The 12,914-nt window shown below is 73.7% G+C and carries 14 protein-coding genes and 1 riboswitch; of the genes, 4 read left to right on the top strand and 10 right to left on the bottom strand.

Features of this window, described 5'->3' with window-relative positions; all coding sequences use genetic code 11:
• Positions 1-86: 86 nt before the first annotated feature.
• Together AGRA3207_RS03160 and AGRA3207_RS03165 are read left to right on the top strand one after the other, a co-directional pair.
• Positions 87-539 (top strand): MarR family winged helix-turn-helix transcriptional regulator, encoded by a 453-nt coding sequence (locus AGRA3207_RS03160; RefSeq protein ID WP_231333048.1) that lies wholly within the window; start codon positions 87-89, stop codon positions 537-539.
• Positions 540-659: 120 nt separating this feature from the next.
• Positions 660-2,045, top strand: a complete 1,386-nt coding sequence (locus tag AGRA3207_RS03165) for a carotenoid oxygenase family protein (RefSeq protein WP_231333049.1) — start codon at positions 660-662, stop codon at positions 2,043-2,045.
• Positions 2,046-2,138: 93 nt separating this feature from the next.
• On the opposite strand, the gene bioB is transcribed toward AGRA3207_RS03165, so the two are convergent.
• Entirely contained in the window at positions 2,139-3,263 is a 1,125-nt protein-coding gene (bioB, locus tag AGRA3207_RS03170; protein WP_231333050.1) for a biotin synthase BioB, read from the bottom strand.
• A 125-nt stretch (positions 3,264-3,388) separates the two neighbouring features.
• Entirely contained in the window at positions 3,389-4,498 is a 1,110-nt protein-coding gene (locus tag AGRA3207_RS03175) for an amidohydrolase family protein (RefSeq protein ID WP_231333051.1), read from the bottom strand.
• 94 nt (positions 4,499-4,592) lie between these two features.
• On the opposite strand from AGRA3207_RS03175, the gene AGRA3207_RS03180 reads away from it, so the two are divergent.
• Complete coding sequence (locus AGRA3207_RS03180) at positions 4,593-5,093, top strand: MarR family winged helix-turn-helix transcriptional regulator (protein ID WP_231333052.1); 501 nt, start codon at positions 4,593-4,595, stop codon at positions 5,091-5,093.
• A 75-nt stretch (positions 5,094-5,168) separates the two neighbouring features.
• Here AGRA3207_RS03180 and AGRA3207_RS03185 read toward each other — a convergent pair whose 3' ends face one another.
• Genes AGRA3207_RS03185 through AGRA3207_RS03195 form a run of 3 tightly spaced genes read right to left on the bottom strand, consistent with a single transcriptional unit; the run spans position 5,169 to position 7,586 of the window.
• Positions 5,169-6,266 carry a hypothetical protein gene (locus tag AGRA3207_RS03185; protein ID WP_231333053.1) on the bottom strand — a complete coding sequence of 366 codons (1,098 nt, stop codon included), beginning with the start codon at positions 6,264-6,266 and terminating at the stop codon, positions 5,169-5,171.
• 35 nt (positions 6,267-6,301) lie between these two features.
• Positions 6,302-6,880, bottom strand: coding sequence for a GNAT family N-acetyltransferase (locus AGRA3207_RS03190; RefSeq protein ID WP_231333054.1), 579 nt, complete (start codon positions 6,878-6,880; stop codon positions 6,302-6,304).
• Positions 6,873-7,586 carry a carboxymuconolactone decarboxylase family protein gene (locus AGRA3207_RS03195; RefSeq protein WP_231333055.1) on the bottom strand — a complete coding sequence of 238 codons (714 nt, stop codon included), beginning with the start codon at positions 7,584-7,586 and terminating at the stop codon, positions 6,873-6,875. Before AGRA3207_RS03195 ends, AGRA3207_RS03190 begins: the two co-directional genes overlap by 8 nt.
• Positions 7,587-7,704: 118 nt before the next feature.
• On the opposite strand from AGRA3207_RS03195, the gene AGRA3207_RS03200 reads away from it, so the two are divergent.
• Complete coding sequence (locus AGRA3207_RS03200; RefSeq protein ID WP_231333056.1) at positions 7,705-8,490, top strand: class I SAM-dependent methyltransferase; 786 nt, start codon at positions 7,705-7,707, stop codon at positions 8,488-8,490.
• On the opposite strand, the gene AGRA3207_RS03205 is transcribed toward AGRA3207_RS03200, so the two are convergent.
• From AGRA3207_RS03205 to AGRA3207_RS03225, 5 genes are all read right to left on the bottom strand, one after another.
• A complete protein-coding gene (locus tag AGRA3207_RS03205; RefSeq protein WP_231333057.1) occupies positions 8,491-9,762 on the bottom strand; it encodes a serine hydroxymethyltransferase in 1,272 nt (423 codons plus the stop codon).
• A gap of 55 nt (positions 9,763-9,817) precedes the next feature.
• Positions 9,818-9,905, bottom strand: a riboswitch (ZMP/ZTP riboswitch).
• A 121-nt stretch (positions 9,906-10,026) separates the two neighbouring features.
• Positions 10,027-10,353, bottom strand: a complete 327-nt coding sequence (locus tag AGRA3207_RS03210) for an RNA polymerase-binding protein RbpA (protein ID WP_273699997.1) — start codon at positions 10,351-10,353, stop codon at positions 10,027-10,029.
• Between the two features lie 129 nt (positions 10,354-10,482).
• Positions 10,483-10,725, bottom strand: coding sequence for a preprotein translocase subunit SecG (gene secG, locus AGRA3207_RS03215; RefSeq protein ID WP_231333059.1), 243 nt, complete (start codon positions 10,723-10,725; stop codon positions 10,483-10,485).
• A 169-nt stretch (positions 10,726-10,894) separates the two neighbouring features.
• Entirely contained in the window at positions 10,895-11,689 is a 795-nt protein-coding gene (tpiA, locus tag AGRA3207_RS03220) for a triose-phosphate isomerase (protein WP_231333060.1), read from the bottom strand.
• A 3-nt stretch (positions 11,690-11,692) separates the two neighbouring features.
• A complete protein-coding gene (locus AGRA3207_RS03225; protein WP_231333061.1) occupies positions 11,693-12,880 on the bottom strand; it encodes a phosphoglycerate kinase in 1,188 nt (395 codons plus the stop codon).
• Positions 12,881-12,914: the final 34 nt, after the last annotated feature.

Consider the following 12,914-nt stretch of genomic DNA (forward strand, 5'->3'; position numbering starts at 1 on the left):
ACGCCTCGTATATTGATTGCTTGTAGCATGTGAATGCCGAGCACATTTACATGAGCAGCGCACCAGGACGGGGTAGACTCGCGGCCATGGGCAAGGACGCGGTGGACGCCGTCGAGCGGAGCATGGTCAAGCTGCGCCGGGGCATGGCGCGGCAGCGGCTCGCCAAGGCCGCGATCCGGGAGCACAACCTCCCGGTGGACGTGCAGGTGCTGCACGTGGTCGACGTCCTCGACGAGGGGCCCGGACCCGAGGGCCGGGAGATGAGCGTCGGCCTCGTGGCCGCGCGCCTCGGCGTCGACGCCTCGCGCGGCAGCCGCGTCGTCGCCGAGGCCGTCAAGCTCGGCTATGTGCGCCGCGTCGCGTCGCAGGAGGACGGCCGCCGCATCCACCTGGAGCTCACCGCCTCCGGGCGGTCGGTCGTCGACGCCACCCGCCGCACCCGCCAGGACCACTTCGCCCGGGCCATGGACGGGTGGAGCGAGGCGGAGCAGGACGAGTTCGCCCGCCTGCTGACCCGCTTCGTCCGCACCTACGACTGACGGTACCGCCGGGCGCGGAACCGGCGGGGCGCGGAAAACGGGATGACAAACCGCCGCCGGGGGACGGAGCCTGGTGCCCTCGGCGGCGCGCGGGGCGCCGTCCGGCGAACGGGGATTCCGGTGATCGATGCCGAGACCGTCGCGGCCTACGGCCTGCCGGGCCACCTCAGGTCCGTGCCGGACGAGATCGACGCGCACGACCTGCCGGTCACCGGCGCGCTGCCGCCCGAACTGGACGGCCGGTACATCCGCAACGGCCCCAACCTCCTGCCGGGGATGAGCGGCGGGCACATGCAGACCGGGCCCGGCATGCTCCACGGCGTGCGCCTGCGCGGCGGGCGCGCCGAGTGGTACCGCAACCGCTGGGTGCGCACGGGCGTCTTCGAGGGCCGCTCCCTCGTCCGCCCCGACGGGACGATCGACCTCACCGCGCCCTCGGCCAACACGCACGTCGTCCACCACGCCGGCCGCGTCTTCGCGCTGGTCGAGGTGGGCCTGCCGCAGGAGGTCACCCCCGACCTCGCGACCGTCGGCCCGTGCGACTTCGGCGGGCGCCTGACCACGGCCATGACCGCGCATCCCAAGCAGGACCCGGCCACCGGCGACCTGCACTTCTTCGGCTACGGGATGCGCCCGCCGTTCCTCACCTACCACCGGCTGGACGCGCGCGGCGACCTCGTCCACAGCCGCGAGGTCGCCGTCCCCGCGGGCACGATGACGCACGACTTCGCCATCACCGAGCATTACGTCGTGTGGCTCGACCTGCCGATGACCTTCCAGCCCGCGCTCGCCGGGCGCGGCATGCCCTACGGCTGGGACGACGCGTACGGCGCCCGCCTCGGCGTCATGCGCCACGACCGCCCGGACGCGCCCGTCCAGTGGTTCGAGATCGACCCCTGCTTCGTCTTCCACGTCGCGAACGCGCACGAGGACGCCGGCCGGATCGTCCTGGACGCCGTCCGGTACTCCCCCGGCGAGTTCGCGGCCCTGTGGGAGCTGCTGTCGCGGGCCGTCGAGCCCCCCTCGCCGTCCGCGCCCGCCGTCGGCCGCGCCCGCCTCCACCGCTGGACCCTCGACCCCGCCCGTGGCACCGCGCGCGAGGAGCCGCTGGACGACCGCGCCGTGGAGTACCCGACCCTCGACGACGACCGGACCGGCCGTCCCGCCCGCCACGTCTACGCCGTCACCGGCACCGAGCCGCTCAGCCGCGACGAATGCGCGATCGTCAAGTACGACACCGCCGCGGGCACGGCCGTCTCGTGCCCGCTCGGCCCCGCGACGATGATCGGCGAGGCGGTCTTCGTCCCCGCCGGGGGCCCCCGCGACGAGGACGGCGGCTGGCTCGTCGCCATCGCCACCACCCGCGACGGCACCGCGTCGCGGCTCCTCGTCCTGGACGCCGCGGACCTGCCCGCCGGGCCGGTCGCCGCCGTCGACCTGCCGCGCGGCGTCCCGACGGGCTTCCACGGCTCCTGGATCCCCGCGCCTGAGGAAGGGCGCACCTGAACCCGGTGTTCACCCGGGCCGCAGCCCGCGCACCCGAGGCCCTCACGCTGCCCGCCTTCACCTCCGCGGCGCGCCCCCCGTGGCGCGCTCCGCCTAGGCGTTCGGGGGCAGGTCCGTCCCGGCGCCGCGACGGCGGACCGCGACCAGGCCGGCGTGGGAGACCGGCGGCTCCCCCTCGGGGACGGGCACGGCCCCGTCCCCGCCGCCGGGCGCCGGGCCGGGACCGGGCATGGTGGGGACGTCCGCGGCCTCCACCTCGAAGCCCGCGTCGGCGATCATGTCGAGGTCGGCCTTGCCCGCCTGCCCCTCGCTGGTCAGGTAGTCGCCGAGGAAGATGGAGTTGACGACGTGCAGGGCGAGCGGCTGCAGGCTGCGCAGATGGATCTCGCGGCCGCCGGCGAGCCGCACCTCGACGTCCGGGCAGACGAACCGGACCATCGCCAGGATGCGCAGGCACCGCTGCGGCGTCAGCCGCCACTGCCCGGCGAGCGGGGTGCCCTCGAACGGGATCAGGAAGTTGACCGGGACCGAGTCGACGCCCAGCCCGCGGAGCGCGAACGCGACGTCCACCAGGTCCTCGTCGGACTCCCCCATGCCCGCGATCAGCCCCGAGCACGCCGACAGGCCCGCGTCCCGCGACCGGCGGACGGTGTCGGCCCGGTCGTCGAACCCGTGCGTGGTGCAGATGCCGCCGTACCGCTCCTCGGAGGTGTTCAGGTTGTGGTTGTAGGCGTGGGCGCCCGCGTCGCGCAGCCGCTCGCCCTGGCCGTCGCGCAGCAGGCCCAGGCACGCGCAGATCTCGACGTCGGGCCGCCGGTCCTTGATGGCGGCGATCGTGTCGGCGACGCGGTCCACGTCCCGGTCGGTGGGGCCCCGGCCGCTGGCGACCAGGCACACCCGCTTGGCGCCCGCCGACACCCCGGCCACGGCGGCGTCCGCGGCCTCCTCGGGCTTCAGCCACGTGTAGGTCAGCACCTCGGCCTTCGAGCCGAGCCGCTGCGAGCAGTAGGAGCAGTCCTCCGGGCACAGCCCGGACTTCAAATTCACCAGGTAGTTCAGCTTGACGCGCCGCCCGAACCAGTGCCGCCGCACGCGTCCCGCCGCCGCCACGACGTCGAGCAGGTCGTCGTCGGAGGTCGCCAGCAGGGCCAGCGCCTCCTCCCGCGTCGGCGGCTCGCGCCGCAGTCCCTTGCCGGCCAGCGTCTCCAGAAGGCTCATGGTGGACCATCCTCGCCGGGCCGTCCCGCCGGGCCAAGGCGCGAGGCCGACAAACCCCGCGATCACGGTTTGTGCGCCGCGGCGGGGGCGCCCGGCCACGGCGAGGACGGGCCCGGGTCCCCGCGTCAGCGCCTCAGCCGCCTCGCCAGGGTCGGAAGCAGGCGCAGGGCGTTCTCGCGGGCGACGTCGGCCTGGGCCCCGGGATCGAGGAGGGGGTCGCGGTCGAGCGACCTGGTCATCCGGCCCACCTCGTCCTCCGCGAACTGCGGCCAGTCCGTGCCGTACAGCAGGTGGCGGTGCCCGGCGGCGGCGAGGAGGCTCGGCGTCGCGTACGGGGTCGGCGGCATCGCCGTGTCGTAGTAGAAGCGCCGCATGGCGCGCCGGAACGCGTCGTCGCTCCAGCGCATGCCGTTCCGTGAGGCCGCCTCGACGCGCCCGCCGATGTAGGGGAGGAACCCACCGGCGTGGGGCAGGATCACCGAGACCCTCTTGTGGCGGTCGAGGGTCCCGGCCGAGATGAGGCTGAGCGCGGTCCGCGTGGTGTCGAGCATGAAGTCCGCGACCCACGGCTCGATCCCGGGCAGCGGCTTCGCGCCCGCGAGCTCGGACGGGTGGGTGAACACCACGGCGGCCCGCCGGTCCAGCTCGGCGAACAGCGGCTCGAACCTCGGGTCGCCCAGGTAGGTCCCGTCGGAGTTGGCCATCATCAGGACGCCGTCGGCGCCCAGCTCGTCCAGCGCGTAGGCCGCCTCCTGGAGCGCCACGTCCACGTGCAGCAGCGGCAGGTAGGCGAAGAAGCCGAACCGGGTGGGGTGGTCCCTGACCAGGTCGGCCATCGACTCGTTGAACACCCGGGCGCCCTCGATCGCGAGCCCGCGGTCCCAGAACCCCGTGGAGGGCGCGGGCGCCGAGCCGACGCCCACCGCGGTGTCGTTGGCATCCATCTGGTCCAGCGTCCGCTCAAGATCCCAGTCGGCCCAGGGCGGAGTGTGGCCCGGGACCAGCAGCCCGTGCTCGACGGCCCAGTCGCGCATCTTGCGCGGGAGCACGTGGTGGTGGACGTCGATCCGGCCGCCGCGCGGCCCGTTCCCGGCGGCGGCCGTCTTGGCGGCGCCGAGCCCGGCGGCGCCCGCCATGCCGACCGCGGCGCCCAGCGCGGCCGTCCGCATCAGGCCACGCCTGCTCGGCCCGGACGTCCCCGCACCGGACGGCCGGTCCCTTCCTTCGGAGTGCATCGGTTCTCCCAGCGTTCTCGTCGACGCCGCCCGATAGGGAGTATACGAGAATGTCTCGGCCGAGACTATATTGACCGCGCCTAAACTCGGGGACGTGGACACCGACACTTCCGGGCGCACGCCGACGGCCCTCGGCGACCCGCAGGCCGACGGCCCCGCCCTCGGCCTCCTGCTCGCCACCGCGCACGACGCCGCCCGGGCGGCGCTGAACGCCGAGCTCCGGCCCCTCGGGATCGAGACGCGGCACTACGGCGTGCTCGCCACGCTCGACCGGCAGGGCCCCACCAGCCAGCGGCGGCTCGGCGCCCTGCTCGGCCTCGACAAGTCCGCCGTCGTCCGGATCATGGACGAGCTGGAGCGGCTGGGCCTCGCCGTCCGCAACCGCGCCTCCCACGACCGCCGCGCCTACGCGATCCGGCTCACGGCCGAGGGACGGCGGCTCGCGCGCGCGTCGGCGGAGGCGGCCGCCGTGGTGGGCGAGCGGCTGTTCGGCTGGCTCGCCCCCGGCGACCGGGAGCGGCTCGTCTCGCTGCTCACCGGCATCGTGGACCGCGCGGGCGGCACTTCGGCGGGCGGCGAAGCGAATCGTCCCTAGGGTCGGCCGACCACGGGCCAGAACCTCATCGCAGGGTGACGTGCGGCCGTGCGGACGCGGCGGTGCGGTCCGTGGTCAGGCGCGGCGGGCGGCCACGGCCTTGCGGTGCGCGTCGACGGCGTCCTGGAGGAAACGCGACGACTCCGCCAGCATCCCGCGCTCGCGCTCCTTGGCCAGCGCGGCGAGGCGGTGCAGCGGGACGACCGTCTGCGTGAAGCCCTGCGGCGTGTTCGAGCGGATCATCGGGATGCGGTCGTAGGCGTCGGACAGGCCGAGGTCCTGGTAGCCCCAGCGGCTCGGGACCTCCCGCAGCATCGACTCCCCGAGGTAGCGGACGGCGCCGGACACGAACGGGTCGCCGCCGGAGGCGATGACGGAGTCCCAGCCGGACAGGCGCTCCAGGACGATCGGCTCCAGCTCGTCCAGGGAGGCGGGCGAGAAGTCGAAGGGGAAGCCCTCCGGGAGGTACTCCGACCGCCACCGCGCGAGCTCGGCGTCCATGCCGGAGGTCCAGCCGTCGAGGAAGTCGCGGGCGGAACCCGTCATGCGGCCGCGGTCGCTCTGCATGTACCAGTCGAGCGTGCCCGGCTCGGCGTCGGGCGGCCCGGCGCTCGGCGGCTTCACCCGGTCGAGGCCCTCCAGGTCGAGGCCGAAGTCGTCGTGCAGCGCCCGCGCCTGCTCCGGCGTCGCCAGGACGTACACGTCGTCCTCGTCCTGCTCCTCCCCCGGCAGGGCGTAGAACATCCGCGGGTCGCCGCCGCGGGGTTCCAGATCGTCGATGCACTCCATCACGGTGAGCAGGTCGAGCCGGTCCCCGGCCTCGTGCTCGACGGCCCACCACACCGGCTCGCCGTCGCGCAGGAAGTGCAGGCTCTCCTCGCCGTCCTCGTCCTCGACCAGCTCGACGCCGGAGACCGGCACGGCGCCGCACTCCGCCGCGCTCTCCAGGACCTCCCGGTAGCCCTCCTCCAGGTTCCCGACGTCGCCGGCGGGGACCCACACGAGCAGGCCGCACTCGTCGAGGACGTCCAGGACGTCGGCCTCCTCGGGCTCGTCGTCGGGGTCGGGGGGCGGCTCGCCGAGGGCCGCCAGCGCCGCCGCTGCCTCGTCCTCGGACGCCATGCCGAGCGCCGCCAGCCGGCCCGCCAGGCTCCGGTACGTCGTGTTGACCATGCCCGGATCATCGCAGGCGCCGCCGACATTCCGCCCTAGGGGACGGCGTCGATGCCGCGCCGGGATCCGAGCCAGTGGGTGCGGTCGGCGGCGACGTAGGAGGCCCCGTCCGGCCCGTCGGGGCCGGCCCGCCACGGCCGCATGCCGAGCTGCTCGGCGACGGCCGCCGACGTGGTGTTGCCGGTGTCGATCTCGGCGGTGATGCGGTGCAGCCCGACCACCTCGAACGCGTACCCGAGCACCGCGCGGGACGCCTCGACGGCCAGGCCCTGGCCCCACCGGTCCGGCTCCAGGCTGTAGAGGATCTCGACGTCCACGGCGCTGTGCACCGGGCCGTCGTGGCGGCGGAGCCCGGCCACCCCGACCAGCGGGCCGCCGCGCGGGTCGGCGCCGCCCCGCGGGCCCGGCCGCAGCCCCCACAGCCCGTAGCCCTCGATCGCGAAGTCGCGCTGGCTGGCCGCGATGATCTCGGTGACCTGGACGGGCGAGATCACCTTGTCGTCGAACAGGTGGCGCCGGACGAGCGGGCCCGTCCAGTGCGCCAGCAGGGCGCGATGGTCGCCCATGCTCACCGGGTGCAGCGCGAGCCGCCCGGTCCGCAGCACCTCACTCATGGTCCTCCTCCGGTGGCCAGTCCGGCGCGGGCTCGCCGTCGGGCACGCCCACCCGGAACACGCGGAGCTGCAGCGCCAGCGTCGAGTAATACCCGACGAGCGTGACCAGCTCGACGACGGCCGACCTGCCGAGCGTCGCGACCGCCTCGGTGAACACCGCGTCGCCGAGGTCACGGTCGGCCACCAGCTGCCGCACCGCCTCGTACACCACCCGCTCGCGGACGTCGGCGAACATCGGCGCGCGGCCCTCGCGCAGCGCGCGCAGCTCGTCCTCCTCCAGGCCGGCGCCGCGGCCGACCCGCTCGTGCGCGTACCACTCGAAGTCCGAGCGCAGGTACGCGGCGACGACCAGCGTCGCGATCTCCCGTTCCCGCCCGGTGAACGAGGTGCGGAACCGCAGCGCCGCCCCGAGGTCCTGGAGCGGCAGGCCGACGGCGGGGCTGTAGAGCATCGCGTTGAAGGGGCCGAGAAGGCGCCCCGCGTCGTCGACGGAACGGAACGGCGGGTGCGGCGGGGCGTCGTCGGGCCCGGAGGCCCGGGCCGCGTCGGCACGGGGACCGCCGGTCACCGCCTCGTAGACGGCGCGCTGCTCGTCGCCCAGCGAACCGGGGAACAGCAGGGGGAGACGGATCGCGAATGGTTCGCGTTTCCGTCGGACTCCGGCGTGTCGGTCATTGACATGTTCACCGTTCGCGGGGTCGATCACTTACCGCACGCTAGGCCGTCGGAGCGGCCGCCTCAACCCCCGTCCGGAATGTGAAACCCCGTGCGCACGATGACGTAGCGGTGGCGTGACACCCGGGCGGCGCTGGGAGGATGTCCCGGTGACCGGCATCTATGACGATCCCTGGGCGTACGAGCTGGCGTGCTCGTTCCGCGACGTGCCCGCCGAGGCCGGCGTCCTGCTCGGCTGGTGCGCCGAGCACCGTCCCGAGGGCGCGGGCCCCGCCCGGACGGTGCTGGAACTGGCCGCCGGGCCGGCCGAGCACGCCCGCGAGCTCGCCCGCCGCGGCCTCGCCGCGACCGCCCTCGACCTGAACCCGGCGATGTGCGCCTACGCCGCCGCCGAGGCCGCGCGCGCCGGTGTCGCACTGGAGGTCGTCCAGGACGACATGACCCTGTTCGACCTGGGGCGCCGCTTCGACCTCGTGGTGACCATGCTCGACTCCACGTCCCACCTGATGACCCTGGACGCGTTCGTCGCGCACCTGCGGCGGGTCGCTGCGCACCTGTCCCCCGGCGGGCTCTACGTCGTGGAGATGTCGCACCCGCGCGACCGGCTCGGCGACGACCCGAGCGTGAGCACCGGCTGGACGGTCGAGCGCGGCGGCGTCCGGGCGACCGTCCGGTGGGGCGAGCCCGCCGACCGGCTCGACCCGGTCACCCAGATCGCCGACGACCACGTCACGGTCGCGATCGACGACGGCAGGGTGATCCACGACGTCGTCCCCTACCGATTCTGGACGGCCACCGAGCTGGACGCGGCGATCCGCCTCGCCGGCGGGCTCGCCGTCGCGGGCCGGTACGGCGACTTCGGGGCCGGGGCGGACGCCGTGCCGCTCACCGACCCCGACGCGTGGCGCATGATCACCGTCCTGCGCCCCGGCTGATCAGGGCGCGGGCGCCCAGCCGGGGATCGGGTAGGCCGCGAGCATCTCGCGGACCTCCCCGGCGACCCGCTCCACGACCGTGTCGTCCTGCTTGGCGGTGGCCAGGACGACCTCGTCGATCCACGCGGCGACGCGCGGCATGTGCTCCTCGGCCAGCCCGCGGGTGGTGATCGCGGCGGTGCCGAGCCTCAGCCCGGACGGGTCGAACGGCTTGCGCGGGTCGAACGGGACGGCGTTGTAGTTCAGCTCGATCCCGGCCCGGTCGAGGGCCTGCGCGGCGGGCTTGCCCGCGACGCCCTTGTTCGTGAGGTCGATGAGGATGAGGTGGTTGTCGGTGCCGCCGGAGACCAGGTCGTAGCCGCGGTCCAGCAGCTCCGCCGCCAGGGCCGCGGCGTTGGCGACGATCTGCCGCGCGTAGCCCGCGAACTCCGGCCGGGCGGCCTCCTTCAGCGCGACCGCGATGGCGGCGGTGGTGTGGTCGTGCGGGCCGCCCTGCAGGCCGGGGAAGACCGCCTTGTCGATCGCCTTGGCGTGCTCCGTCGTCGACAGGATCATCGCGCCGCGCGGGCCGCGCAGCGTCTTGTGCGTCGTGGTGGTGATCACCTCGGCGTGGCCCACCGGGGAGGGGTGGGCGCCGCCCGCGATCAGGCCGGCGATGTGCGCGACGTCGGCGGCCAGCACCGCCCCGGCCTCCCGGGCGATCTCGGCGAAGGCCGGGAAGTCGATCGTGCGCGGGACGGCGGTGCCGCCGCACCAGATGACCTTCGGCCGCTCCTTGAGCGCGAGGTCGCGGACCTGGTCCATGTCGACCCGCCCGGTGTCGGGACGCACGTCGTACCGCACGGGCCGGAACCACTTGCCGGTGACCGACACCGACCAGCCGTGCGTGAGGTGGCCGCCCATCGGCAGCGACAGCCCCATCACCGGGTCGCCCGGCTCCAGGAACGCCAGGTACACCGCGAGGTTGGCGGGCGAGCCGGAGTACGGCTGGACGTTGGCGTGCTCGGCGCCGAACAGGCCCTTGGCGCGCTCGACCGCCAGCAGCTCGATCGGGTCGATGTTCTGCTGGCCCTCGTAGTAGCGCTTGCCCGCGTAGCCCTCGGAGTACTTGTTGGTCAGGACCGTGCCGGTGGCCTCCAGCACGGCGGGCGAGACGTAGTTCTCCGAGGCGATGAGCCTGATCTTCTCGAACTGCCTGCGGGCCTCCGCCTCGACCAGTCCGGCGATCTCGGGGTCCTGGTCCCTCAGGTGGGGAACGGCCGGGTCGTGCATGACTGCCTCCGCGCTGTTCGCGCCGGGCTCGCCTCGGGCGCCCCGGCATTGGGGACCCGTACACCCAGGCGCGCGGTGTGCGGACTCGGTTTCGCTTCCCGGTGGTTGTCTCCACCTTGACTGCGCCAGTCGCGTTCGCCTCATCATAGCGATCCGGGCCCGCCGGACGCCCGCGTCCGCGCCGGGAGGGACACGGCGCACGGCCCCTGACACGACAAGCGCATGGCCCCCGGCGGGGGCCATGCGCGTGGAGTGCGGAGCCGGTCAGCTGCGGCCCGCGGCCTCCAGGGCCTTCTTCACGGCGGCGCGCTTCTGGCGGAGCTTGGCCAGCGCTTCTTCGAGGATGGCCTCGCCGTCCTCGTCGCTGCGGCGCTCCTTCACATACGCCAGGTGCGTCTTGTAAGGCTCGGTCTTCGGCGGCGCCGGCGGGTTCTCCGAGTCCTGGCCCGCGGGGAACCCGCAGCGGGGGCAGTCCCACGTCTCGGGGACCGCGACGTCGGTCGCGAAGCTGGGACGGGTCTCGTGCCGGTTGGCGCAGTAGAAGGTCACCCAGACGCGGGGGGCGGCGTCGCCGCGCTCCGCCTCTCCCATCGGACCGGCCCCGACACGGCTGCCCCGAATCGCGTTGCCACTACCCACGGACTACTCCTCGCTCATTTTGCCCATGCCGCCCGTGACCTCCGAGGGCGGCGCGGCGCTCGTACATATGGAACAGGGGGCTCAGCCGACGCCCTTGTGCTTGAACAGCAGCCCGAGAACGATGATCGAGGCGAACCAGATGACACCGGTGCCGACGGTCAGCCGGTCGAGGTTGCGCTCCACCACCGACGATCCGCCCAGCGACGACGAGATGCCGCCCCCGAACATGTCGGACAGGCCGCCGCCCTTGCCCTTGTGCATCAGGACGAAGGTCACCATCAGCAGACTCGTGACGATGAGCACGATAGAGGTTGCGATGATCACAGTTCTTCAGCGCCTTCTCTGGCCAGACCCGCGCGGGGCGGGGCTTGTCTGTCGTTCAAGGACGGAGGGTCGAGCCGGGCGGGTTTACCCGTCAGCTACGAAGGGTACGTCGAAGTCTCTCCTGGTACGGCAGGAACTCCCATGTCACGCAGAATTGATCAGTTTGTGATCAGACGGGAAGATCACGGTACCGGCAGATCTTGACGAACTCACCCGGGTCGAGGCTGGCACCACCGACCAAGGCGCCGTCCACATCGGACTGCGCCATGATCCCGGCGATGTTGTTCCCCTTGACCGAGCCGCCGTACAGGATACGCGCCTGGTCGGCCACTCCGCCGTCGTAGAGCTCGGCGATTCGCGTCCGGATGGCGCCACAGACCTCCTGGGCGTCCTTCGGCGTGGCGACCTCGCCCGTCCCGATCGCCCAGACCGGCTCGTAGGCGATCACGGTGCGGCGGACCTGCTCGGCGGTGAGCTTGTCCAGCCCGCCGTCGACCTGGCCGAGCACGTGCGGGACCTGCCCGCCGGCCTTGCGGACGTCGAGCCCCTCCCCCACGCACAGGATCGGGGTGATGTCGGCGGCGAGCGCGGCGCGGGCCTTGGCGTTGACGAGCGCGTCGTCCTCGGCGTGGTACTGGCGGCGCTCGGAGTGCCCGACGACGGCGTAGGAGCAGCCGAGCTTGGCCAGCATCGACGCGGCGACCTCGCCGGTGTAGGCGCCCGAGGCGTGCTGCGAGACGTCCTGCGCGCCGTACTGGATCGCGTAGCGGTCGGCCTCGATCACCGTCTGGACGGAGCGGAGGGCGGTGAACGGCGGCAGCACGACCACGTCGACGGCGTCGTAGTCGGCCTCCTTGAGGGCGAACGCCATCTTCTGGACGAGCAGGATCGCGTCCAGGTGGTTGTTGTTCATCTTCCAGTTCCCGGCCATGAGCGGCTTGCGGGACGGGGTGACGGGGGCCATCGGTCAGTCCTCCAGGGCCTGCAGGCCGGGGAGCGTCGCGCCTTCGAGGTATTCGAGGCTGGCGCCGCCGCCGGTCGAGATGTGGGAGAAGGAGCTCTCGTCGAAGCCGAGCCGCCGGACGGCCGCGGCGGAGTCGCCGCCGCCGACGACGGTGAACGCGCCCGAGTCGATGAGGCCCTGGGCGACGGCGCGGGTGCCGTGCGCGTAGGGCTCCATCTCGAACACGCCCATGGGGCCGTTCCAGAAGACCGTCCGGGTGCCGGCGAGGCGGGAGGCGAACAGCTTGCCGGACTCGGGGCCGATGTCCAGGCCGATCCGGTCGGCGGGGATCGCGGCGGCGGGCACGGCCTCGTGCTCGGCGTCGGCGGCGAAGGCGGCCGCGGCGACGATGTCGACGGGGAGGACGAACTCCACGCCGGTCTCCTCTGCGCGGCGCAGGTACTCGCGGACGGTGCCGAGCTGGTCCGGTTCGAGCAGGCTCTTGCCGACCTCGTGGCCCTGGGCCTTGAGGAAGGTGAACACCATGCCGCCGCCGACGAGGATGCGGTCGGCCTTGCCGAGCAGGCTGTCGATGACGCCGAGCTTGTCGGACACCTTGGAGCCGCCGAGCACGACGGCGTAGGGCCGCTCGACCCGCTCGGTGAGCCTGCGCAGCACCTCGACCTCGGCGACGACCAGACCGCCCGCGGCGTGCGGGAGCAGCGCCGGGACGTCGAAGACGCTGGCGTGCCTGCGGTGCACGGCGCCGAACCCGTCGCCGACGTAGAGGTCGGCGAGGTCGGCGAGCCGGGCCGCGAACGCGCCGCGCTCGGCGTCGTCCTTGCTGGTCTCGCCCGGCTCGAAGCGCAGGTTCTCCAGCAGCGCGACGTCACCGCCGGCGAGGCCGTCCACGGTGGCGCGGGCGGAGTCGCCGGCGACGTCGCCCGCGAGCGCGACGTCCGCGCCCAGCAGCGACCCGAGCCGCCCGGCGACGGGGGCGAGCGACAACTCGGGCCTGACCTGGCCCTTGGGACGGCCGAGGTGGGCGCAGACGACGACCTTGGCGCCGCGCGCCCGCAGCGCCTCGATCGTCGGCAGGGCGGCCCTGATCCGCCCGTCGTCGGTGATCCGGCCGTCCTCCAGCGGGACGTTCAGGTCCGATCTGACGAGCACCCGCCTGCCGGCGACGTCCAGATCGTCAATGGTGCGCATCGGGATGCGTTGTCCTTCCGGATACGGCCGCGCC

It is taken from the genome of Actinomadura graeca, assembly GCF_019175365.1.
GTDB classification, from domain to species: Bacteria; Actinomycetota; Actinomycetes; order Streptosporangiales; family Streptosporangiaceae; genus Spirillospora; species Spirillospora graeca.